This window comes from Streptomyces sp. V4I2, assembly GCF_030817655.1.
Classification (GTDB): Bacteria; Actinomycetota; Actinomycetes; order Streptomycetales; family Streptomycetaceae; genus Streptomyces; species Streptomyces plumbiresistens.
Map to the genome: position 1 here is coordinate 7,033,616 of NZ_JAUSZM010000003.1, position 21,853 is coordinate 7,055,468.

The window sequence follows — 21,853 nt, forward strand, 5'->3', positions numbered from 1 at the left end:
ACGCTTCTGCGTGCTGCCCCGAACCACCGGGCAAGAGTATCAGCCGACCGAAGTGTCAAGGCGCTGCTTTGCCCGGTACTGACGAGTTCTATGCTCGCGACATGGCTGATGTTCTTCCTCTGGTCGAGGCCCGGTTGCGCAGCGCGCTGGGCGAGCCGGACGCGCGCGCGGCGGTCACCTTCCTCGGCACCGACCGCATCGAGGTGCTGCGTTTCCAGGAGGGGGACATCGTCCGTTACGCCACGCTCGGCATGTCCGCCCAGCCGATGAGCGACCCCACCGCCGCGCTCGCCGACCCGGTCAAGGGCCCGCGCGCCGAGCTGATCCTCTCGGTACGCGGCGGCCTCGCCGACACCGACAAGGCACTCCGCCCGCTCGCCGTGCTCGGCGCGTCCCCGCAGGTCGAGGGCGTGGTGGTGGCCCCCGGCGCCTCTCTCGACATCGGTGAGCCCCTGTGGCCCGGCGCTCCCTTCACCTCGGTGCTGGTCGCCGAGCCGGGCGGCCTGGTCGAGGACCTGGAACTCGACGAACCCCTCGACCCCGTACGGTTCCTGCCCCTGCTCCCGATGACCCCGAACGAGGCGGCCTGGAAGCGGGTGCACGGTGCTCAGGCCCTCCAGGAGCGCTGGCTGACGAACGGGACGGACCTCAGGGATCCGTCCCGGAAGTCCGTCCCGCTGGACTGACACGCGGGTGAGCAAGCTCACCAACCGGTGGCCGAAAAGCGTCAGTTGGCGAAGACGGTGACCCCGTCCTCGGTCGCGTGCACCGGCTCCAGTTCCTCGGCGTCGTGTGCGAGCGCCTTCCGCCGTACGGCGACCACGAGCGCGCCCAGCACGGCGGTCACCGCCGCGACCACGAACGGGATGTGGATGTCGCTCCACTCCTCGATCTTCGGCGCGAAGTAGGGCGCCGCGGCGGCCGCGAACCAGCGCACGAAGTTGTAGCCCGCGCTCGCCACGGGACGCGGCGCGTCCGACACGCCGAGCGCCAACTCGGTGTAGACGGTGTTGTTCACGCCGATGAAGGCGCCGGACAGGATCGTGCAGACGATGGCGGCGGTGTGGCTGCCGTACCCGAGGACGAGCACGTCGACCGCGAGCAGCACCAGCGAGCCGCCGAGCACCTTCAGCGAACCGAACCGCTCCTGCATGCGCGGCGCCACGATCACCGAGAAGACGGCGAGCAGCACACCCCAGGCGAAGAACACGGCGCCCGACTTGTACGGGGTCATGTCCAGCACGAACGGCGTGAAGGCCAGCACGGTGAAGAACGTGTAGTTGTAGAAGAACGCCGAGACGGCGGCGGAGGCGAGCCCGCCGTGGCCGAGGGCCTTGATCGGGTCCAGCAGCGAGGTCTTCCGGGCCGGCTTCGGCTGTTCCTTCAGGAACGCCGTGATGCACAGGAAGCCGATGGCCATCAGGAACGCGGTGCCGAAGAAGGGGTAGCGCCAGTTGGCGTCACCGAGGAGTGCGCCCACCAGGGGCCCGCACGCCATGCCGAGGCCGAGGGCGGACTCGTACAGCAGGATCGCGGCCGCGCTGCCTCCCGCCCGTCGCCCACCACCACCCTTGCCGGACGCGCTGCGCGCGGCCCCTATTGGATTCGCCGCGCCGACGATGACCGCGAGGGCCGTCGAGACGAAGAGCGCGTTGCCGAGGCCCCAGCCGGCCCGGAACCCGATGAGTTCGCCGACCGAGTTCGAGGTGCCCGACAGCGCCGCGAAGACCACGACCAGGGCGAGGCCGAGCAGCAGGGTCCGGCGGCCGCCGATGCGGCTGGAGACGAAGCCGGTGACCAGCATCGCGATCGCGGTGATCAGGAAGTACGACGTGAAGAGCAGCGAGACCTGGCTGGCGGTGGCGTCCAGGCCCGAGGCGATGGACGGCAGGATCGGGTCGACGAGCCCGATGCCCATGAAGGCGACGACGGACGCGCCGGCGGTCGCCCACACCGCCCTCGGCTGCCGCAGGATGCCACCGGCTCCCGCGTCGAAGGGGTCCTTGGTGTCTCCCATCGTGTGCTCCCATCCCGACGAAGTTAGTTGGTATATACACACGATAAGTTAGATCGCCTAATTAATGCAAGCTACATCTGGTTTTCGCCGGTGAACGGCTTCCGCCCGGACGGGTGATCAGTCCTTGACGTGGCGGAGCAGGGGTAGGACCGTGGGGCCCTATGAGGGGCGAACCCAGTTGCCCGAAGTGTGGTGGCCGGGTCAGGGCTCCCGGACTCTTCGCCGATACCTGGCAGTGCGACGTCCACGGGACCGTGCATCCGGTGCAGCCCGTGATCCCGCCCAGCGTCGAGGCCCTCGGTGTCGTGGTGCACCGCACCCAGGTGCCGGTGTGGATGCCGTGGCCACTGCCCGTCGGCTGGCTGTTCACAGGCGTGGCCTGCGCGGGCGACGACCGCAGCGGCGGCCGTGCCACGGCCGTGGCCTGCTCCGGACCCGGACCGCTCGGCGGCATGGGCGAGCTGATCCTGGTCGCCGAGGAACTCGGCGTCGGTCTCGGCGCGCGGTACGGCGGCATCGACGGCCCGGACCCGGGGCCGTACATGAACGTCGAGAAGCCGCCCCAGGCCAAGGTCCTCGCCGCCGGTCGCCCGACCCCGCTGTGGCATGTGGCCGGCGCGCCGGACGACCGTGCGGTCTTCGCGGGCGAGGCGCTCGGGCTGTGGGTGTGGGCCGTCGTGTGGCCCGAGCAGTCCGGGCTGCTGATGTACGACGAGCTGGTGCTGACGGATCTGCGCGATGCGGGGGCCGAGCTGGAGCTGGTGCCGTGCGGCGCGTTGTCGCCCCGGCTGCTCGAACCCTAGGGGTCGGCTGAGGGCCGGCTGCGAGCGCGTGTAGGGGGCACTGTGTGGTTGCGGGTGTGACAGGGGAGCCCGAAAATCCGGTTATCCTTGAGCGTCTTCCTCCGTCCCGTCACCGCTTGGAGTCCGCGTCGTGCGCATCGACCTGCACACCCACTCCACCGCTTCCGACGGTACGGACACGCCGGCCGAGCTGGTGCGCAACGCCGCCGCGGCCGGTCTCGACGTCGTCGCGCTGACCGACCACGACACCACCCGCGGGCACGCCGAGGCGGTCGCCGCGTTGCCGCAGGGGCTGACACTGGTCACCGGCGCTGAGCTGTCCTGTCGTATCGACGGCGTCTCCCTGCACATGCTGGCCTACCTCTTCGACCCCGAGGAGCCGGCGCTGTTCGCCGAGCGCGAGCTGGTGCGGGACGACCGGGTGCCGCGGGCGCGGGGCATGGTCGCCCGGCTTCAGGAGCAGGGCGTGCCGGTCACCTGGGAGCAGGTGGCGCGGATCGCGGGTGACGGTTCGGTCGGACGCCCGCATGTCGCGACCGCGCTGGTCGAGCTGGGCGTCGTACCGACCGTGGACGACGCGTTCACGGCCGACTGGCTGGCCGACGGCGGCCGGGCCTACGTGGCGAAGCACGAGACCGACCCCTTCGAGGCGATCCGGCTGATCAAGGGCGCGGGCGGCGTCGCCGTGTTCGCCCACCCGGGCGCGAGCAAGCGGGGGCGTACGGTCCCGGAGTCCGCGATCGCCGAGATGGCCGCGGCCGGGCTCGACGGCATCGAGGTCGACCACATGGACCACGACCCGGACACCCGGGCGCGGCTGCGCGGCCTCGCCAAGGAACTCGGGCTGCTGACCACCGGGTCCAGCGACTACCACGGCAGCCGGAAGACGTGCGTGCTCGGCGAGTACGTGACGGATCCCGAGGTGTACGGCGAGATCACGCGACGGGCGACGGGAGCCTTCCCGGTGCCGGGGGCCGGCGGGGCCTGAAGTCACGTCCCTCGCGTACTCCCCGTCCGTTCGTCCCGCACGTCACTCAGCAAGGCCCTCACCCTCATGTTCGACCTCGCCGTCTTCGGCTCCCTGTTCCTGACCCTCTTCGTCATCATGGATCCCCCCGGGATCACCCCGATCTTCCTCGCGCTGACCTCCGGACGCCCCGGCAAGGTGCAGAAGCGGATGGCGTTCCAGGCCGTCTGCGTGGCCGGCGGGGTCATCACCGTCTTCGGGCTGCTCGGGCACCAGATCCTCGACTACCTGCACGTGTCCGTGCCCGCGCTGATGATCGCGGGCGGGCTGCTGCTCCTGCTGATCGCGCTGGACCTGCTCACCGGCAAGACGGACGAGCCGAAGCAGACCAAGGACGTCAACGTCGCCCTCGTACCGCTGGGCATGCCCCTGCTGGCCGGGCCGGGCGCGATCGTGTCGGTCATCCTCGCCGTGCAGAAGGCCGACAGCGTCGCCATGCAGGTGTCGGTGTGGACGGCGATCCTCGCCATCCATGTCGTGCTGTGGCTGGTGATGCGGTACTCGCTGCTGATCATCCGGGTCATCAAGGACGGCGGCGTGGTCCTGGTGACGCGGCTCGCGGGCATGATGCTCTCCGCCATCGCCGTGCAGCAGATCATCAACGGCGTCACGCAGGTGATCCGGGCGAGCTGAGAGCCCGGTGGCCCGGACATACGCAGAGCCCCCGCACGGCGTCGGTGCCGTACGGGGGCTCTGAAGTCTGTCGCGGGGACTCGCGCGTTATGAGGCCGAGGTCTCGGCCGGGCGAATCCAGAGGCGCTGTCCTATGGCGGCGGCCTGCTGCACGATTCGGTTGACGGAGGCGGCGTCCACGACGGTGCTGTCCACGGCCGTGCCGTCGACATCGTCGAGTCGCATGATTTCGAAGCGCATTGGCTTCTCCCTTCGTCTGGTCATCCTCCTGCGGAGAACTACTTGGGTGGCGCCGCGTGGTGCTGCGCCTTCTGTAGGTAGTCAACGGGATGCGTGTTACAAACATTCCCTACGCTAAAGAAATTTTTCGAACGGCTAATTACTGACCGGTAAGAGGTTCGGAAGAGGTGTGAACGGGACTGACCGGGACCGGTTGTGTTCGCAGCGTGACCGCCGGGACAATGGAGACGATGAACGACGACCTCGCGGCCCTCAGCGCCCGCATCGACCGCACCAACGAGCTGCTCCAGCGCATGCTCGCCGAGGTGGCGAAGACGCCCTCGACCCATGCGATCTTCGTCGACGCGGGATACCTGTACGCGGCCGCGGGACGCCTGGTCTCCGGGACGGAGGACCGCCGCGCGTTCGACCTGGACGCCGAGGGGCTGATCGAGGCGCTCATCGACAAGGCGCGCACGATCTTCGCGGACAGCAGGCTGCTGCGGGTCTACTGGTACGACGGCGCGAGACGCCGCATCCACACCGCCGAGCAGCAGTCCATCGCCGAACTCCCGGACGTCAAGGTCCGGTTGGGCAACCTGAACGCGAACAACCAGCAGAAGGGCGTCGACTCCCTCATCCGCTCCGACCTGGAGTCCCTCGCCCGCCACCGCGCCATCAGCGACGCGGCACTCCTCGGCGGCGACGAGGACCTGGTCTCCGCGGTCGAGGCGGCCCAGGGCTACGGCGCCCGCGTCCACCTCTGGGGCATCGAGGCGCCGGACGGCCGCAACCAGGCCGAGCCCCTGCTCTGGGAGGTCGACAGCCAGCGCACCTTCGACCTCGACTTCTTCAAGTCGTACGTGTCCCGCCGCACGGGCCTCGCCCACGAGTCGACGGCGCCCCGCCCCGCGCGCGAGGACGTCCGCTTCGTGGGCGCGCAGATCGCGGCGAAGTGGCTGGCGGCGAGGGGACGGGACTCACTCGGGGACCTGCTGCCCGGCCACCCGTACCTCCCCGGCTCGGTGGACCAGGACCTCCTGGTCGAGGCGGAGGGCCTGCTGCAGTACTCGCTCCGCGGCCAGGCCGACCTCAGACGCGCGCTGCGGGACGGCTTCTGGGAGCACCTGCGGACGCAGTACTAGACCCTACGGTCCCTTGGCGGGCCCTTACTCGTGCTCGCTGAGCCGGGTGTTGTCCCAGAAGTCCGCGAGGGCGCGGGCGGTGGGGAGGGGCTGGTCGGCGTTGGGGGAGTGCTCGGCGCCCGGGATGACCGTCCGCCGCGCCCGCAGTCGTACGGCCATGCCGTCCAGCAGCGGCACCGGCCAGGTGTCGTCCCGGGCGCCCGACAGGACGTGGAACGGGAGCGGAACGGCGGCGAGTTCGGCGACCCGGTTCGGCTCCGTGCACAACTGGCGGCCGGTGGCTCGGAGTTGGGCGGGCTTGTTGCCCAGCCAGCGGCGGCGCAGCTGCTCCGTGCCGCCGATGCCGCGGGCGGGGCCGCCGACCTCCTCCGGCGGGCCCATCGCCAGGATGGCCTCCCACACCTCGGCCATACCCATCACGTCGAGCGCGTCCCGCAACAGCTTCACGCGCTTCTGCTGGGAGTCGGAGATCTGGGCGGGTCCGGAGGAGACCAGGGTGAGCGAGAGAAAGGGGGAGTGGTCGAGCAGTACGGCAGCGCGGGCGATCTGGCCGCCGAGGGAGTGCCCGAGCAGATGCAGGGGCGTGCCGACGCTCTCGGCCAAGGCGAGCACGTCCCGCGCCAACTCGGCCTGCGCGTAGGCGGATTCGTCCTCCTCGGGGCCGTCCGACTCGAACTGCCCTCGCCCGTCCACGGCCACGACACGGTACCCGCGCCCCGCGAGCGGCTCGTGCAACAGCGTGAAGTCCTCCTTGCTCCCCGTGAAGCCGGGCAGCATCAGCACGGTGCCCTTCGGCTCGACGCCGGGGGCCGCGGGCGAATCGACGACGGCGAAGTCTCCGCGTGGGGTGCGCAGGGAGTAGGCGCGGGCGTTGCGGGGCCGAGTGAAGGAGGCTTGGCTGGTCACGGGGGGAGGGTATCGGGTGGGGTGCGGGGTCGTCGGCTCCGGGAATGCCGACGGCCCGGTTCACACGAGGTGAACCGGGCCGTCGGGCGGGAGATCAGCTCTCCGTGGGCTCCGTGGCTGCCGTGGCCTTACGGGTCCGGCGCCGGGGAGCGGCGACCTTTTCCTCGGCTACGGCCTGGGCCGGGATGTCGGCGGCGGGCACCGCGGGCTCCGCGGCCTTGCGGGTGCGACGACGAGGCTTCGCCTCGGCCTCCGCCTCGACCACGTCACCCTCGACTGCCTTGGCCGCGGCGGTCTTCCGCGTCCGGCGCGGCTTGGCCTCCACGGCCTCGGCGGAGTCGACGGCGGCCTCGGCCGGAGCCGCGGCGGCGGTCTTGCGCGTCCGGCGCGGCTTGGCAGCCGTACCTTCCGCGGTGTCGACGGCGGCTTCGGCGACAGCCGCCGTCTTGCGCGTGCGGCGCGGCTTGGCCTCCAGGGCCTCGACCGTGTCGACCGCTGCCTCGGCGGTGGCGGCGGCCTTGCGCGTCCGGCGGGGCTTGACCGCGGCCGGCTCCGCCTCCGGGGCCGTCTGCGCCGGGATCTCGGCGACGACGGCGACGGGCTCGGCGGCAACGGCCTTGCGGGTACGGCGACGGGGCTTGGCCTCCACGGCCTCGACCGTGTCGAGGGCGGCCTCGGCCGGAGCCTCGGCGGCGGCTACGGCCTTCCGCGTACGACGACGAGGCTTGGCCTCCGCAGCCTCCGCGACCTCGGCTTCCGGAGTCCCGGTCCCCTCGGCCGTGTCGACCGCGACCTCGGCCGCAGTCGCAGCCGTGGCCTTGCGGGTACGGCGGCGCGGTGCGGCGGCGGGAGCCTCCGCCTCCACCGGGGTCTGCGGCACCGTCTCCGGCGTCGTGGACTCGGCCGTGTCGACGGCCGTCTCCGCGGACTTGCGGGTACGGCGGCGGCGCGACTTCGCCGGGGCCCCGGCGGTGTCGAGGGCAGCCGTGCCCTCGGCCGTGGTGACGGCGGCCTCCGCGGCCTCCGGCACCGGAGCGATCTCGGACACCGTCGGCTCGATCGTCGCCGCTGCCGTGGCCGGCACCGTCTCCGATGCGGCGCCGCGGGTGCGGCGACGGCGGCGCGGGGTGCGGGTCTCGGTGGCGTCCTGGGCCGCGGTGGTCTCCTGCGGGGCGACACCCTCGACGGGAGCCGTGCCGACGGGGGCCGTCGAGTCCAGCGGGGAGCCGTTGCGGGTACGGCGGCGGCGACGCGGCGTACGGGCCGCACGCTCGCCCTCGGCCGGCCGGGACTCCTCCCGACCGCCTCGGGCGTCACGGTCACCGCGACCGCCGCGGTCATCACGGCCGCCTCGGTCTCCACGGCCGCCTCGGTCACCGCGACCGCCGCGCGCCCCACGGCCGCCCGTCTCGCCCAGGTCCTCCAGCTCCTCCGCCCCGAGCCCGGCGCGGGTGCGCTCGGCGCGCGGCAGGACGCCCTTGGTGCCCGCGGGGATGTTCAGTTCCTCGAAGAGGTGCGGGGAGGTGGAGTACGTCTCCGGCGGGTCGCTGAAGCCGAGGTCCAGCGCCTTGTTGATGAGCTGCCAGCGCGGGATGTCGTCCCAGTCGACGAGGGTGATCGCGATGCCCTTGGCACCCGCGCGGCCCGTACGGCCGATGCGGTGCAGGTACGTCTTCTCGTCCTCGGGGGACTGGTAGTTGATGACGTGGGTGACACCCTCGACGTCGATGCCGCGGGCGGCGACATCGGTGCAGACGAGGACGTCCACCTTGCCGTTGCGGAACGCGCGCAGCGCCTGCTCGCGGGCGCCCTGGCCGAGGTCACCGTGGACCGCGCCGGAGGCGAAACCGCGCTGCTGGAGCTGGTCGGCCAGGTCGGCCGCCGTCCGCTTCGTACGGCAGAAGACCATGACGAGACCGCGGCCCTCGGCCTGCAGTATCCGCGCGACCAGCTCGGGCTTGTCCATGTTGTGCGCGCGGTAGATGTGCTGCTTGGTGTTCGCGACCGTCTTGCCCGCGTCGTCCGGCGAGGTGGCGCTGATGTGCGTGGGCTGCGACATGTAGCGGCGCGCGAGGCCGATGACCGCGCCCGGCATGGTCGCCGAGAACAGCATGGTCTGGCGGCGGGCCGGCAGCATGTTGATGATCTTCTCGACGTCGGGCAGGAAGCCCAGGTCGAGCATCTCGTCGGCCTCGTCCAGGACGAGCGCCTTGATGTGCTTGAGGTTGAGCTTCTTCTGGCCAGCGAGGTCCAGCAGACGGCCCGGGGTGCCGACGATCACGTCGACGCCCTTCTTGAGGGCCTCGACCTGCGGCTCGTACGCCCGGCCGCCGTAGATGGCGAGAACGCGGACGTTGCGCACCTTGCCCGCGGTCAGCAGGTCGTTGGTGACCTGCGTGCACAGCTCGCGGGTGGGGACGACGACGAGCGCCTGCGGGGCGTCGGTGAGGTCCTCGGGCTGGGCGCGGCCGGCCTCGACGTCGGCGGGAACGGTGACGCGCTCCAGGAGCGGGAGGCCGAAGCCCAGCGTCTTGCCGGTGCCGGTCTTGGCCTGGCCGATGACGTCGCTGCCCGAGAGGGCGACGGGGAGTGTCATCTCCTGGATGGGGAAGGGAGTGATGATGCCGACGGCCTCAAGTGCTTCGGCCGTCTCGGGAAGGATTCCGAGCTCTCGGAAAGTCGTAGTCAGGGTGCTGCCTCTTCTGTGTGCGCGGCGCGAGGGCGAGCGCGGGGGTCGTCTAGGACCGTGCTGGGGACGTCGACTACTGCCTTACGGGCGAGCCGTATGACACGGGACCACTGCCGACGCTCTAGCGCTCGAACCGCTGAGGGTCCCCCTCCGAACTTCGTACGCACTGCGTCGTACGGGCGAGGAGGGCTGTCGGGTCGGAGCCGATCGGGCCACCGACCGGGCATCCTCATTCGTGCGGCCCGTCGAATAGTCGCCGGGCGCATTACCACTGTACCCCGGAAACGCGCACATGCGATGGCCGATTCGGTCACGTAGTCGTCGTCACACTGATTGACCAGGGACTTCCGTCGCGCGGAGAGCGAGCTATTGTGCGCTTCATGACGACCTCTGACAAGCCTGACAACGCCTCCGCCGCACCTGCAGCACACACCGGAGTCGCCGCCCAGGACTGGACGCGGGCCTCCGCCGAACCGCAGTACCGAGCCGCGGTCGTCGACCTGCTCGGCGCGCTCGCGTACGGCGAGCTGGCGGCGTTCGAGCGGCTCGCGGAGGACGCGAAGCTGGCGCCGACGCTGGCGGACAAGGCGGAGCTGGCGAAGATGGCGTCGGCCGAGTTCCACCACTACGAGAAGCTGCGCGACCGACTGACCGAGATCGGCGAGGAGCCGACCGCGGCCATGGAGCCGTTCGTCGCCGCGCTGGACGGCTTCCACAAGCAGACCGCGCCCTCGGACTGGTTGGAGGGGCTCGTCAAGGCGTACGTCGGCGACTCGATCGCCAGCGACTTCTACCGGGAGGTCGCCGCCCGGCTCGACACCGACACCCGCGAGCTCGTCCTGGCCGTCCTCGACGACACCGGGCACGCCGGCTTCGCCGTCGAGAAGGTGCGTGCGGCGATCGACGCGGAACCGCGCGTGGGCGGCCGGCTCGCGCTCTGGGCGCGGCGGCTGATGGGCGAGGCCCTGTCGCAGTCCCAGCGCGTGGTCGCCGACCGGGACGCGCTGTCGACGATGCTCGTGGGCGGCGTCGCGGACGGCTTCGACCTCGCCGAGGTCGGCCGGATGTTCTCCCGCATCACCGAGGCGCACACCAAGCGGATGGCGGCACTTGGGCTTGCTGCCTAGGGCCGCGGCATTAGTTCATCGAGGACGCCGCGATCGGCGGCGGATCAGGCGGTTGCCGATCGGCGGCGGAGTCTTCCCGCGGGGCGCAGCAGCAGCGAGAGCGAGGCCGCGCAGACGATCGCCGCGCCCAGGAGGATCAGCAGGACGCCGCCCGTGTCCAGCGCGCTGTGCGTGACGAAGGCTCCGAAGAGGGCCCCGGCCACACCGGTCGCGAGGACCAGGGAACGGGCGGGCAGACGGTGGGACAGTCGGTGGACCGCCAAGCCCGCCAGCACGAGACCGAGCAGAGCGGAGCCGAGCGCTTCCAACAACATCATGGGGTTCCTCCCACACGGCCACACTGCGCGTCACGGTCGTAGCCCGTCATACCCGTGACCTGCGGAATGCAATCCTCCTCTGTGTGCGAGTTGTGCTCCGGATGTGGAGAAAAAAACCGAAGAAACCGAGAGGGGCCCGACGACTCACGGTCGCCGGGCCCCTCTCGATACGTATGACTACAGCGCGCCGAAGCCCACCTTGCGCGGGGCCGGCTCACCGAGCTCGACGTAGGCGAGGCGGTCGGCCGGGACGAGGACCTTGCGGCCGTGCTCGTCGACGAGGCTCAGCAGCTGCGACTTGCCGGCCAGCGCCTCGGACACCGCCCGCTCGACCTCCTCGGCACTCTGACCGCTCTCCAGAACGATCTCGCGAGGCGCGTGCTGCACGCCGATCTTGACCTCCACGGCTATGTCCCTCCGACGGTCAGTGAAGTGCGCGACCTTCCGCGCCGTACTCCGCACACATTAGCCCGGTGAGGGGACGTACATGCTCCGCCCAAGAACGCCAGGAGCGAACAGCGGGCGGGAACAAACCCTCGGGGTGGTGTGTGTCAGTGGTGGTCCGTGCCGTGCAGCGGGAAACCGGCGATGCCGCGCCAGGCCAGCGAGGTCAGCAGCTGGACCGCCTGCTCGCGCGGCACGCTGCGGTCGCTGTGCAGCCAGGAACGGGCCACCACCTGGGCCAGCCCGCCGAGGCCGGAGGCCAGCAGCATCGACTCCGCGGGCGAGAGGCCGGTGTCCTCGGCGATGACCTCGGAGATCGCCTCGGCGCACTCGTTCGTGACCTTGTCGACGCGCTCGCGCACCGCGGGCTCGTTCGTCAGGTCCGACTCGAAGACCAGGCGGAAGGCGCCGCCGTCGTCCTCGACGTACACGAAGTAGGCGTCCATGGTCGCCCGTACGCGCTGCTTGTTGTCGGTCGTTGACGCCAGCGCCGTGCGTACGGACTGGATCAGCGACTCACAGTGCTGGTCCAGCAGCGCGAGGTAGAGGTCGAGCTTGCCGGGGAAGTGCTGGTAGAGCACCGGCTTGCTGACGCCGGCGCGCTCGGCGATGTCGTCCATGGCGGCCGCGTGGTAGCCCTGCGCCACGAAGACTTCCTGCGCGGCGCCCAGCAGCTGGTTCCGTCGGGCACGGCGCGGCAGGCGCGTGCCTCGCGGGCGCGCCGCCTCTGTCTGCTCGATGGCTGTCACGCCGCCTCCCAAAGTCGTCCTCGTGCGGTGTGCGCCGCGCCGCCATCGTACTTTTCGGTAACCGTGGTGTGCGCAGTGCGAGCGCAGAATTTCACGGACCGGACGCTGGTGAATGCCGCGCACCGTCTCTCAAACCGGGATGGAACGGGCACTGTCACCGATAGTCGTCCTCGTCGATGGAGACGACGCGGGCCTGTTCGATGAGGTCCGCCTCGTTGGCCCGGCCCGGGTCCACGCCGGTCAGCGGGTCGTCGCGGTCCGGCTTGACGTCCGCCTGCTGCTCGGCGGCGTCACCCTCCGGCGCTTCGACGTCGATCTCGGTCGCTTCCTCGGTGTCCTCGTTCATGAAGGTCTCGGGGTCGCGGGGGTCGACGGCCATGATGGGCTCCCTTCCTAGAACATCCCTGAGTGGAACAGGGGGCCACATGCGGGTGCCCTGCGTACGAGCCTAGGAGACACCCGATCTGGACGCCATGCGATCCGGGTACCTTCTGTGACGGCGAACACACGAACCACTGCGTGATCATCTCGTAACATTGCCGCATGTCTTCGACCGAGCTGCCGTTCGTGCCGCCCGCCAACGTGCTGCCCAAAGTGGCGCCCGTCAGGGTGGCCGAGGGCGAGCGGCTCAGGTCGGTCGAGCTGCCGGGGGTCACGCTGACGGTCCGGTCGAGGCCGCCCGCGCGCGAGGGGCTGCCACCCGCGCTCTACGTCCATGGGCTCGGCGGTTCCTCGCAGAACTGGTCGGCGCTGATGCAGCAGCTGGAGGACGCCGTCGACGGCGAGGCCGTCGACCTGCCCGGCTTCGGCGACTCCCCACCGCCGGACGACGGCGACTACTCGATCACCGGGCACGCGCGCGCGGTGATGCGTTATCTCGACGCCTCGGGGCGCGGTCCGGTGCATCTCTTCGGGAACTCGCTCGGCGGCGCCGTCGCCACGCGCGTCGCCGCGGTACGGCCCGATCTCGTCCGCACCCTCACCCTTGTCTCGCCCGCGCTGCCGGAGATCCGCGTCCAGCGCACGGCCGTGCCGACGGGGCTGCTGGCGGTGCCCGGCGTGGCCGGGCTCTTCACCCGGTTCACCAAGGAGTGGACGGCGGAACAGCGGGTCCGGGGGGTCATGGCCCTCTGCTATGGCGATCCCGGGCGGGTCACTCCGGAAGGGTTCCGCAACGCCGTGGAGGAGATGGAGCGGCGCCTGCAACTGCCGTACTTCTGGGACGCGATGACGCGTTCCGCGCGCGGGCTGGTGAACGCGTACACCCTGGGCGGCCAGCACGCGCTGTGGCGCCAGGCCGAACGGGTCCTCGCGCCGACCCTCCTCGTCTACGGCGGCCGCGACCAACTCGTGGGCTTCCGCATGGCATCGAAGGCGACTCGCGCCTTCCGCGACTCGCGCCTCCTCACCCTGCCGGAGGCGGGGCACGTGGCGATGATGGAATACCCGGAGACGGTGGCCGGGGCGGTCCGCGAGTTGCTCGCCGATGTGGCGGCCTGTGCCGGTGGGGTGCGGGACTTCAGCGGGGGCGAGGGTACCTTTGACGCCACAGAAGGAGCCTCCGGCGGTGGGGCCGGAATGTCGGGCAGTACGAACTCGGGGAGCTGAGGGGCGAGGTGGGACGCCACAGTCGACGTGGATCTGCTCCCAAGAGTGGCCCCAAGGGGGACGGCACCGAGCCCGCTGTCCAGGGCCGGACACAGGGCCCACCGGCCGCGCGGCAGGCAACGCCCGCGCCGCAGCCGGGGTACGAAACGCAGGCCCAGGGGGTTCCGAGGTACGGCGACGGGACTCCCGCGGGCGGGGTGCCGAGGTTTCCTGACGGGACGCCGGCTCATGGGGTGCCGAGGTTTCCTGACGGGACGCCGGCTCATGGGGTGCCGAGGTTTCCTGACGGGACGCCGGCCCACGGTGTCCCCAGGTTTCCTGACGGGACGCCGGCTCATGGGGTGCCTAGGTTTCCCGATGGGACGCCCGCCCACGGTGTCCCCAGGTTTCCCGACGGCACGCCCGCGCATGGCTTCCCGCAGGTTCGTGGCGGGCATCCCGAGCAGCGGGAATCCGGTGGCGCCTGGGGGGAGTTGAGCGGGCGCGGCAGGCCGGGCGGCCCGGGCGTCGGTCTTCCGCGGCAGCGGCAGGCGCCGCCGGTGGGCACGAGGGGGCGGAGAGAGCCGCGGCAGGACTACCTCGACGCCTTCGAGCGGGACGGTGACCTCTTCGCGGGGGACGACGACGTCTTCGCGCCCCGGACGTCCGTCGCCCCGGCGCACCGGGAACCGCTCTCCGCGCACGCCTCCGATCCCTACGGCACCGTCACCGACTGGCCCGCCGAGACCGGTGTCGACCGCCCCGAGGACGACGATGCGCCTCCCACGGGCGAACCGGCGCCCGTCAAGGGCGGCAAGGGACGCACCTTCACCGGGATCGCGGCCGCCGCCGTCACCACCGTGCTGGCCGTCGTCGTGGCCGGTCAGGTCACGGACGGGCGGGACGACAACGCCGTACAGTCGCAGTCCGCCACCGACCAGGCCCGCGACGCCCGCGACGGGGCCTCGCGCGGGGAGGGCCGGCCGACGCCTTCGGGTTCGCCGAGCGTGGCGACGCTGACGTACGAGCAGGGGATGGACAAGAGGTACGCGCTCGGTGCCGCGTTCAAGGGGCCGGGCGAGTTCGACGCGATCAAGGGGATCGCCAAGGCGCCCGGCAAGGGGCAGAAGTACACCTACCGCGTGGACGTGGAGCAGGGGCTCGGGCTCGACGGCGGACTCTTCGCCGAGGCCGTGCAGAAGACGCTCAACGACGACCGGAGCTGGGCCCACAACGGCGCCCGCACCTTCGAGCGCGTCTACTCCGGCAAGCCCGACTTCGTGATCACCCTCGCCAGTCCGGGGACCACCGCGACCTGGTGCGCCAAGTCCGGTCTGGACACCACCGTGGACAACGTGTCGTGCGACTCGGCCTCCACCGAGCGCGTGATGATCAACGCTTATCGATGGGCGCAGGGATCGAAGACCTACGGTGATCAGATCCACGCATACCGCCAGATGCTGATCAACCACGAAGTCGGCCACCGGCTCGGCTACAGCCACGTCACCTGCGACAAGAACGGCGACCTCGCCCCGGTCATGCAGCAGCAGACCAAGTTCCTCGACCACGACGGAATCCGCTGCCGGGCCAATCCCTGGCCCTATCCGGGCCGCTGACGGGCGCCGAGCCTCGAGTGGCCCGCGAGTGACGATCCGTACCCGCATGATCTCTTAGCGCGACGGAACGCGACCCGCACGGGAAAGTTACGACTGTTCACCCCTTTTGGTGGTGCGACGGACAACCGTCCGTCGCACCACCGCCTTGTCCGCATACGTTCGTCCCGCTGCGAGTCGCCGGTTCAACGGCGGCTCCCCATACGGGAGATCGGGGGTGCGCTGGTGCGCATCGGACTGCTTACGGAGGGTGGCTATCCGTATGTGAGCGGTGACGCCAGGCTCTGGTGCGACCGGCTCGTGCGCGGGCTTGAGCAGCACGAGTTCGACATCTACGCGCTCAGCAGCAGCGAGCGCCAGGAGGACGAGGGCTGGGTTCCGCTGCCGCCGCAGGTCAGCAGGGTGCGCACGGCACCGCTGTGGACGGCCGAGGAGGACGAGGTCGGATACGGCCGGCGCGCGCGCCGGCGGTTCGCCGAGTGCTACGGCGAGTTGGCGGCCGCCCTGTGCGAGGGAAGCGTCGCGGAGGCCGCCGGGGAGCCGTCGGCCACCGAGGCGGACCGTTTCGCCAGCGCGCTGTACGGCCTCGCCGAACTCGCCCGCGACGAGGGCGGGCTGGTGGGCGCGCTGCGCTCCGAGGCTGCCGTACGCGCCCTGGAACGCGCCTGTCGCGCTCCCGGCGCACTGCGCACGGCGCGTGAGGCGCGCGTACCGGATCTGCTCACCGTCGCCGCGCATCTGGAACGCGCTCTGCGCCCTCTCTCGCTCGACTGGTACGAGGACGACGACCTCGGCTCCGTCGACCTCTGCCATGTGACGTCCGGTGGTGCGGCGGCCCTGCCCGGGCTGCTCGCCCGGCACTTCTGCGGCGTGCCCCTGCTGGTGACCGAGTACGGCGTGCGGCTGCGCACCCACTACCTGACCGCCACCGAGTCCTCGCCGTCTGTACGCGCCCTGCTCGCCGCCTTCCACGGCCGACTCGCCGCCGAGGCCTACGGCCGGGCCGCGATCGTCACGTCCGGCAACGCGCACGCGCGCCGCTGGCAGGAACGCTGCGGCGCCGACCGCGACAAGCTCCGCACGGTCTACCCGGGCATGGAGGCCTCCCGCTTCGCGGACGTCGGCGAATCGCCGGAGTGCGCCGACCCGCACACCCTGGTCTGGATCGGCCGGGTGGAACCGGCCAAGGACCTGGTCTCCCTGCTGCACGCCTTCACGGAGATCCGAAAGGAGGAGCCCAAGACGCGGCTGCGGATCGTCGGCGCCCCCTCCGGCTCGGAGGGCACGGCCTACCTCGGCCACTGCAAGGCGCTGGCCGCGCAGCTCTTCCCCGACGAGGCGGACGGCCCGCACGCCGTCGGCGACAACCCCGTCTCCTTCGAGGAGATCGGCGGCCCGGAACTGCCGACCCTGGCCGACGCGTACGCCGCGGGCGCGGTGACCGTCCTGTCCAGCGTCGTCGAGGGCTTCCCGATCAGCCTGGTCGAGGCCATGTTCTGCGGCCGCGCGACGGTGTCCACGGACGTCGGTGCCGTCGTGGAGGTCATCGGCGGCACCGGTCTCGTCGTGCCCCCGCGCAATCCGCGGGCGCTCGCCGAGGCGTGCGTGGCGCTGCTGCGCGACACCGAGCGCCGTGAGCGCCTGGGCGCCGCCGCCCGTGCCCGCGCGCTCGAACTGTTCACCGTCGAGCAGAACATCACGGCATTTCACGGCATTTACCTGGACATCGTCTCGCGCACCCCGGTCCGCCGCGTCCTCCTCGACGCCACCGGCGAACCCCTGCCGTTCGCCACCCCCGCCGAGGCCCACGTACCCGGACGCTGGACCGAGCAGGGCCTACGTGTCGTGGCACGCGGTGGGCCCGGCTGGGCCGCGGGACCGCCCGTACGCGCCACGGCGCCGGCCGCGGCCACGGAGGGAGCGTCATGAGCGAACTCGGCGAACTGGACCGCCCCGGGGCCCCGAACAGCCCGGGAGCCTGGGACGAACGCTCGGAGGAGTGGCTCGTCACGGAGACGGCCGCAGACCAGGGGCCCGACGCGGACGCCACCACCGACCACGCCCCAGGCCCTGACCCAAGCGCGCGCGGTAAAAGCGGTAAAACCGGAAACGCCCGCTCCACCACCCCCACCCCCCGCCGCGCCACCGCGGACCCGGTCAAGGCCCTGATGCACCGTCACCGGGACCTCTGCGAACGAGCGGTGGACCCCTTGGAGATCGCGGCCGGCCTGGAGGCCCACGGCGTCACCGACCGCACCGCCGCCCGCTTCCGGCACCGCGACGTCTTCTCCCTGGCCGAGGAGATGCACGCGAGGATCCCTCGCGACGGCGCAACCCCCAAACCCCGCGCTTCCGAGGCTGACCCTCGCCCTCGCGTCGACTGGGTCCTCCTCACCCTCCTCCCCGGCGCCCTGTGCACGGCGACCGTGGTCGGCCTGCACCTCACCCACGGACAGGCCCGCCCGACGGTCGCCGCCGCAGGCGCCCTCGCCGTGGCCCTGGCCCTGCGCGCGGCCCTCGCCCGAGGCCCGCTCAGCCCCAGATCCGGCACCCTCGCGACCGGCACCAGCGCCTGGACGTACTGGCTCATCGCCTACGCCCTCCTGGGCGACGGCCTGCTGCGAACCGCTCTGGTCGGCGGCCCCGACGGCCTGCCCGACGGCACCCCGGACGCCCCCTGGCCCCTCGCCACCGCACCGTTCCTGGCCCTCACCTGGGCCTGCGCCTCAGCGGCCTGGACCACCCACCTCCTCACCGCACGAGCCCGCCGCAAACTGACGGCCAGCCGCGGCCTGGAGGACTTCGCCGCATCCGTACGCCCGCTGCTGCTCGGCACGTTCGCCCTGTTCCTCTGCGCCCTGACCGCCCTCCTCACCCTGACCGCCACGACCCTCGACGAACCCATCACCTACGCCCAGACCACCACCCTGGGTGCCCTTCTCCTCCTCTCCCGCCTCCTCGCCATCCACCGCTTCACCCACGCCCCCGCGGTCATCCTCACGGCCACCGCCACGGCCCAGGCAGCGGCCCTGGCCACGGTCTTCGCGGCTCGCCTCCCCGGCTGCGAGGTCCTGGCCCTCCCGGTCCAGACCCTCACCGACACCTGGGGCCCGGGCAGCGTCCAGGCCCTCACCTGCGGCACGGGAGCGCTGATCCTCCTGCTCCACGCAACCCGCACCCTCACCCGGGCCTCGGCCCACACCCCGGCGGAGAAGCGGTGATGACGCGACGGCGACCGGTACCCCAGCGGTGCGGCACCCGCATACGGCGCGAAGGGGACGTGTCGGGGGGTGTCCGCCCGCAGCGGATGGCGCGTCAACATGTTCGCCCTGGTGAGAGACCGATTCCGCGCCAGACCGAGGACGGACACCCGCCGACGCGGCCCGGACCCACGCACCCGCCGTAGGCGAAGGCGGCACCCCCACCGAGCCCGCACCGGCCGCCGCAGGCATCCGGCCCCACCACGGGGCAACCCCACCCGCTTTTGACCTCTCCGAAGGAGACCCCCAAATGATCACCTCCCGACCCGACGCCTCGGCCCCGGGAGCCGCCCGATGAGAGTCCTGCTGATCGGAGCCAACGGCTACCTCGGCCGCTTCGTCGCCGACCGCCTGCTCGCCGACCCGGCCGTCCAGCTCACCGCCCTCGGCCGCGGCGACGACGCGGACGTCCGCTTCGACCTCGCGTCCGGCAGCCCCGGCGCCCTCACCCGCTTCCTCGATGCGGTCCACCCCGGCGTGGTCGTCAACTGCGCGGGCGCCACCCGCGGCGGCGCCCGCGAACTCACCCGCCACAACACCGTCGCCGTCGCCACCGTCTGCGAGGCTCTGCGCCGCAGCGGCTGCGGCGCCCGTCTCGTGCAGATCGGCTGCGGCGCCGAGTACGGTCCCAGCCAGCCCGGCTCCTCCACCGCGGAGGACGCCGTCCCCCGCCCCGGCGGCCCGTACGGCGTCAGCAAACTCGCCGCCACCGAACTCGTCCTCGGCTCCGGTCTGGACGCCGTGGTCCTCCGGGTCTTCTCACCCGCGGGCCCCGGCACCCCCGCCGGCTCCCCGCTCGGCCGCCTCGCCGAAGCCATGCGCCGCGCTATGCAGTCCGGCGACGGCGAGCTCAAACTCGGCGGACTCGGAGCCCAGCGCGACTTCGTCGACGTACGCGACGTGGCCCGCGCCGTACACGCGGCCTCGCTCTCCGCCGCCCAGGGCGTCATCAACATCGGGTCGGGCCGCGCCGTCCGCCTGCGCGACGCCGCTGCGGTTCTCGCCCGCGTGGCCGGATACGGCGGTGCCCTCCACGAACTCGACGGCCACTCCGGCCCGTTGAGGGCAACCATCGGCCACCCCCGCACCGAGTCGGACCACGCGGCCACCGTCGCGTATCCGTACCCCGACGGCTGTGGCAGCTGGCAGCAGGCCGATGTGCGCACCGCTCGCGACCGGCTGGGCTGGCGCCCCCGGATCGGCCTCGAAGAGTCCCTCGCCGACATCTGGATGGAGGCGGCATGCCGCATCTGACCCGCGCCAAACCGGGCACGGCGAGCACCGACCTGCGCACCGGCTTCGGCATCCCCGGTTTCGCCCACCCCCTCGTCGCCCCGGCCGAGTGGGCCGAACTCACCCGCCCGGGCATCCCTCTGCACTGGGTCGTCCTGAACGTCGCGGACGGTCCCGGCAGCCGTCCCGACCCGCACTGTCTGGAGGCGGCCGGCCGGCTGCGCAACGCGGGCATCCGCGTCCTCGGCCACCTCGACACCGCGTACGGCGCCCGCGCCTTCGGGGAGGTGATCTCCGAGGCGCACCGCTACATGGACTGGTACAAGGTCGACGGCTTCCTTCTGGACCGCTGTCCGACCGAACGCGCCGCGCTGCCCGAGATCCGCCGCACGGTCACCACGCTCCGCGCGCTGTGTGAGGAGGCCCACGTCGTCCTCGGCCACGGCATCCACCCGTACCCCGGCTACGCCGAGAACGCCGACCAACTGGTCACCTTCTCCGGACCTTGGAGCGACTACCGCTGGTCGCAGGTGGCGGAGTGGACCGCCGATCATCCCCCCGAGCGTTTCTGCCACTTCGTCCACGGGGTGCCGCGTCCTCACCTGGAGGAGGCGCTGCGCATCGCCCGCTGGCAGGGGGCGTCGACGATCTACTTCACCGACCGCACGGACCGCGGCGGCCGCACCGATCCCTGGGAGACCATGCCCGGTTACTGGGACGAGATCGTCTCGCGGATCGGAACGGGTGTCTCGGAATGAAAAAGGCCATGGCACTGTTACGGGGAGAACAACCGTAATGATTGACCGACCAACGGAGTCCCCGTGTCGCTGCCACCCCTGGTCGAGCCCGCTGCCGAGCTCACCGTAGACGAGGTCCGCAGGTACTCCCGCCACCTGATCATCCCCGACGTCGGGATGGACGGGCAGAAGCGGCTGAAGAACGCCAAGGTGCTCTGTGTGGGCGCCGGCGGCCTGGGCTCGCCGGCGTTGATGTACCTGGCCGCCGCGGGCGTGGGCACGCTCGGCATCGTGGAGTTCGACGAGGTCGACGAGTCGAATCTGCAGCGTCAGATCATCCACAGCCAGGCCGACATCGGCCGCTCCAAGGCCGTGTCCGCGCGCGACTCCGTCCTCGGCATCAACCCGTACGTCAACGTGGTCCTTCACGAAGAGCGGCTCGAAGCCGAGAACGTGATGGACATCTTCAGCCAGTACGACCTGATCGTCGACGGCACGGACAACTTCGCGACCCGCTACCTGGTCAACGACGCGTGTGTGCTGCTGAACAAGCCGTACGTGTGGGGCTCGATCTACCGCTTCGACGGTCAGGCCTCGGTGTTCTGGTCCGAGCACGGCCCCTGCTACCGCTGCCTCTACCCCGAGCCCCCGCCGCCGGGCATGGTCCCCTCCTGCGCCGAGGGCGGTGTCCTGGGCGTGCTGTGCGCGTCCATCGGCTCCATCCAGGTCAACGAGGCCATCAAGCTCCTCGCGGGCATCGGCGAGCCGCTCGTCGGTCGCCTGATGATCTACGACGCCCTGGAGATGCAGTACCGCCAGGTCAAGGTCCGCAAGGACCCGAACTGCGCGGTCTGCGGCGAGAACCCGACCGTCACCGAGCTCATCGACTACGAGGCCTTCTGTGGCGTCGTCTCCGAGGAGGCCCAGGAGGCGGCCGCCGGCTCGACGATCACTCCCAAGCAGCTCAAGGAGTGGATCGACGACGGCGAGAACATCGAGATCATCGACGTCCGTGAGATCAACGAGTACGAGATCGTCTCCATCCCGGGCGCCAAGCTGATCCCGAAGAACGAGTTCCTCATGGGCACCGCCCTGGAGACCCTGCCGCAGGACAAGAAGATTGTCTTGCACTGCAAGACGGGTGTCCGCAGTGCGGAAGTCCTCGCGGTCCTGAAGTCCGCGGGCTTCTCCGACGCCGTGCACGTCGGCGGCGGCGTGATCGGCTGGGTCAACCAGATCGAGCCGAGCAAGCCGGTCTACTGACGGCACCAGCCGGTCTACCGGCCCGGCATCCCGGCCTGAGCGGCGGGGGCCTCGCGCACCGACGGTGCCCGAGGCCCTCGCCGT

21 protein-coding genes are annotated in these 21,853 nt (G+C 71.4%); 13 read left to right on the forward strand and 8 right to left on the reverse strand.

The features are described from left to right. The first annotated feature begins 101 nt into the window (after positions 1-101). Positions 102-686 (forward strand): suppressor of fused domain protein, encoded by a 585-nt coding sequence (locus QFZ76_RS33310; RefSeq protein ID WP_307677165.1) that lies wholly within the window; start codon positions 102-104, stop codon positions 684-686. A gap of 41 nt (positions 687-727) precedes the next feature. Here the strand turns inward: QFZ76_RS33310 and QFZ76_RS33315 are convergent, their stop codons facing one another. Beyond that, positions 728-2,017, reverse strand: coding sequence for an MFS transporter (locus tag QFZ76_RS33315; RefSeq protein WP_307677166.1), 1,290 nt, complete (start codon positions 2,015-2,017; stop codon positions 728-730). A 161-nt stretch (positions 2,018-2,178) separates the two neighbouring features. Between QFZ76_RS33315 and QFZ76_RS33320 the strand changes: the two genes are divergently transcribed. From QFZ76_RS33320 to QFZ76_RS33330, 3 genes are all read left to right on the forward strand, one after another. Continuing rightward, a complete protein-coding gene (locus QFZ76_RS33320; protein ID WP_266434105.1) occupies positions 2,179-2,820 on the forward strand; it encodes a DUF6758 family protein in 642 nt (213 codons plus the stop codon). Between the two features lie 130 nt (positions 2,821-2,950). Further along, the gene (locus QFZ76_RS33325) at positions 2,951-3,808 is read left to right on the forward strand and encodes a PHP domain-containing protein (protein ID WP_307677167.1); all 858 of its coding nucleotides are present in this window, start codon (positions 2,951-2,953) and stop codon (positions 3,806-3,808) included. Positions 3,809-3,874: 66 nt separating this feature from the next. Continuing rightward, the gene (locus QFZ76_RS33330; protein WP_307677168.1) at positions 3,875-4,480 is read left to right on the forward strand and encodes a MarC family protein; all 606 of its coding nucleotides are present in this window, start codon (positions 3,875-3,877) and stop codon (positions 4,478-4,480) included. Positions 4,481-4,567: 87 nt separating this feature from the next. Here QFZ76_RS33330 and QFZ76_RS33335 read toward each other — a convergent pair whose 3' ends face one another. Beyond that, entirely contained in the window at positions 4,568-4,720 is a 153-nt protein-coding gene (locus QFZ76_RS33335; RefSeq protein WP_217241068.1) for a hypothetical protein, read from the reverse strand. A gap of 230 nt (positions 4,721-4,950) precedes the next feature. On the opposite strand from QFZ76_RS33335, the gene QFZ76_RS33340 reads away from it, so the two are divergent. Then, on the forward strand, positions 4,951-5,844 hold the full coding sequence (locus QFZ76_RS33340) for an NYN domain-containing protein (protein WP_307677169.1): 894 nt from the start codon (positions 4,951-4,953) through the stop codon (positions 5,842-5,844). Positions 5,845-5,868: 24 nt separating this feature from the next. On the opposite strand, the gene QFZ76_RS33345 is transcribed toward QFZ76_RS33340, so the two are convergent. Both QFZ76_RS33345 and QFZ76_RS33350 read right to left on the reverse strand, forming a co-directional pair. Beyond that, on the reverse strand, positions 5,869-6,750 hold the full coding sequence (locus QFZ76_RS33345) for an alpha/beta fold hydrolase (RefSeq protein ID WP_307677170.1): 882 nt from the start codon (positions 6,748-6,750) through the stop codon (positions 5,869-5,871). 94 nt (positions 6,751-6,844) lie between these two features. Further along, entirely contained in the window at positions 6,845-9,346 is a 2,502-nt protein-coding gene (locus tag QFZ76_RS33350) for a DEAD/DEAH box helicase (RefSeq protein ID WP_307677171.1), read from the reverse strand. A 473-nt stretch (positions 9,347-9,819) separates the two neighbouring features. Between QFZ76_RS33350 and QFZ76_RS33355 the strand changes: the two genes are divergently transcribed. Next, a complete protein-coding gene (locus QFZ76_RS33355) occupies positions 9,820-10,566 on the forward strand; it encodes a ferritin-like fold-containing protein (RefSeq protein ID WP_307677172.1) in 747 nt (248 codons plus the stop codon). A gap of 44 nt (positions 10,567-10,610) precedes the next feature. Here the strand turns inward: QFZ76_RS33355 and QFZ76_RS33360 are convergent, their stop codons facing one another. The 4 genes from QFZ76_RS33360 to QFZ76_RS33375 all read right to left on the reverse strand — a co-directional run bounded on the left by QFZ76_RS33360 (position 10,611) and on the right by QFZ76_RS33375 (position 12,455). Then, positions 10,611-10,880 carry a hypothetical protein gene (locus tag QFZ76_RS33360; RefSeq protein WP_307680207.1) on the reverse strand — a complete coding sequence of 90 codons (270 nt, stop codon included), beginning with the start codon at positions 10,878-10,880 and terminating at the stop codon, positions 10,611-10,613. 180 nt (positions 10,881-11,060) lie between these two features. Beyond that, on the reverse strand, positions 11,061-11,288 hold the full coding sequence (locus tag QFZ76_RS33365) for a DUF3107 domain-containing protein (RefSeq protein WP_019754243.1): 228 nt from the start codon (positions 11,286-11,288) through the stop codon (positions 11,061-11,063). A 146-nt stretch (positions 11,289-11,434) separates the two neighbouring features. Continuing rightward, entirely contained in the window at positions 11,435-12,076 is a 642-nt protein-coding gene (locus QFZ76_RS33370; protein ID WP_307677174.1) for a TetR/AcrR family transcriptional regulator, read from the reverse strand. Between the two features lie 154 nt (positions 12,077-12,230). Then, positions 12,231-12,455: a hypothetical protein gene (locus tag QFZ76_RS33375; protein WP_307677175.1), complete on the reverse strand. Its 225-nt coding sequence runs from the start codon at positions 12,453-12,455 to the stop codon at positions 12,231-12,233. A 164-nt stretch (positions 12,456-12,619) separates the two neighbouring features. On the opposite strand from QFZ76_RS33375, the gene QFZ76_RS33380 reads away from it, so the two are divergent. From QFZ76_RS33380 to moeZ, 7 genes are all read left to right on the forward strand, one after another. Continuing rightward, positions 12,620-13,684: an alpha/beta fold hydrolase gene (locus QFZ76_RS33380; RefSeq protein WP_307677176.1), complete on the forward strand. Its 1,065-nt coding sequence runs from the start codon at positions 12,620-12,622 to the stop codon at positions 13,682-13,684. Between the two features lie 8 nt (positions 13,685-13,692). Beyond that, complete coding sequence (locus tag QFZ76_RS33385) at positions 13,693-15,279, forward strand: DUF3152 domain-containing protein (RefSeq protein WP_373464383.1); 1,587 nt, start codon at positions 13,693-13,695, stop codon at positions 15,277-15,279. A 222-nt stretch (positions 15,280-15,501) separates the two neighbouring features. Continuing rightward, positions 15,502-17,205: a DUF3492 domain-containing protein gene (locus tag QFZ76_RS33390; RefSeq protein ID WP_307677178.1), complete on the forward strand. Its 1,704-nt coding sequence runs from the start codon at positions 15,502-15,504 to the stop codon at positions 17,203-17,205. After that, the gene (locus tag QFZ76_RS33395) at positions 17,202-18,497 is read left to right on the forward strand and encodes a hypothetical protein (RefSeq protein WP_307677179.1); all 1,296 of its coding nucleotides are present in this window, start codon (positions 17,202-17,204) and stop codon (positions 18,495-18,497) included. Before QFZ76_RS33390 ends, QFZ76_RS33395 begins: the two co-directional genes overlap by 4 nt. 333 nt (positions 18,498-18,830) lie before the next feature. Next, complete coding sequence (locus QFZ76_RS33400; protein ID WP_307677180.1) at positions 18,831-19,790, forward strand: NAD(P)-dependent oxidoreductase; 960 nt, start codon at positions 18,831-18,833, stop codon at positions 19,788-19,790. After that, positions 19,778-20,527 (forward strand): spherulation-specific family 4 protein, encoded by a 750-nt coding sequence (locus tag QFZ76_RS33405; RefSeq protein ID WP_307677181.1) that lies wholly within the window; start codon positions 19,778-19,780, stop codon positions 20,525-20,527. Before QFZ76_RS33400 ends, QFZ76_RS33405 begins: the two co-directional genes overlap by 13 nt. A 63-nt stretch (positions 20,528-20,590) precedes the next feature. Then, positions 20,591-21,769: an adenylyltransferase/sulfurtransferase MoeZ gene (moeZ, locus tag QFZ76_RS33410; protein WP_307677182.1), complete on the forward strand. Its 1,179-nt coding sequence runs from the start codon at positions 20,591-20,593 to the stop codon at positions 21,767-21,769. Positions 21,770-21,853 lie beyond the last annotated feature (84 nt).

What these genes read in the sequence shown, in the direction of transcription:
- QFZ76_RS33310 (WP_307677165.1), top strand. Translation starts at nt 102, where the DNA reads ATGGCTGATGTTCTTCCTCTGGTCGAGGCCCGGTTGCGCAGCGCGCTG.
- QFZ76_RS33315 (WP_307677166.1), bottom strand. Translation starts at nt 2,017, where the DNA reads ATGGGAGACACCAAGGACCCCTTCGACGCGGGAGCCGGTGGCATCCTG.
- QFZ76_RS33320 (WP_266434105.1), top strand. Translation starts at nt 2,179, where the DNA reads ATGAGGGGCGAACCCAGTTGCCCGAAGTGTGGTGGCCGGGTCAGGGCT.
- QFZ76_RS33330 (WP_307677168.1), top strand. Translation starts at nt 3,875, where the DNA reads ATGTTCGACCTCGCCGTCTTCGGCTCCCTGTTCCTGACCCTCTTCGTC.
- QFZ76_RS33335 (WP_217241068.1), bottom strand. Translation starts at nt 4,720, where the DNA reads ATGCGCTTCGAAATCATGCGACTCGACGATGTCGACGGCACGGCCGTG.
- QFZ76_RS33340 (WP_307677169.1), top strand. Translation starts at nt 4,951, where the DNA reads ATGAACGACGACCTCGCGGCCCTCAGCGCCCGCATCGACCGCACCAAC.
- QFZ76_RS33350 (WP_307677171.1), bottom strand. Translation starts at nt 9,346, where the DNA reads ATGACACTCCCCGTCGCCCTCTCGGGCAGCGACGTCATCGGCCAGGCC.
- QFZ76_RS33355 (WP_307677172.1), top strand. Translation starts at nt 9,820, where the DNA reads ATGACGACCTCTGACAAGCCTGACAACGCCTCCGCCGCACCTGCAGCA.
- QFZ76_RS33360 (WP_307680207.1), bottom strand. Translation starts at nt 10,880, where the DNA reads ATGTTGTTGGAAGCGCTCGGCTCCGCTCTGCTCGGTCTCGTGCTGGCG.
- QFZ76_RS33375 (WP_307677175.1), bottom strand. Translation starts at nt 12,455, where the DNA reads ATGGCCGTCGACCCCCGCGACCCCGAGACCTTCATGAACGAGGACACC.
- QFZ76_RS33380 (WP_307677176.1), top strand. Translation starts at nt 12,620, where the DNA reads ATGTCTTCGACCGAGCTGCCGTTCGTGCCGCCCGCCAACGTGCTGCCC.
- QFZ76_RS33395 (WP_307677179.1), top strand. Translation starts at nt 17,202, where the DNA reads ATGAGCGAACTCGGCGAACTGGACCGCCCCGGGGCCCCGAACAGCCCG.
- QFZ76_RS33400 (WP_307677180.1), top strand. Translation starts at nt 18,831, where the DNA reads ATGAGAGTCCTGCTGATCGGAGCCAACGGCTACCTCGGCCGCTTCGTC.
- QFZ76_RS33405 (WP_307677181.1), top strand. Translation starts at nt 19,778, where the DNA reads ATGCCGCATCTGACCCGCGCCAAACCGGGCACGGCGAGCACCGACCTG.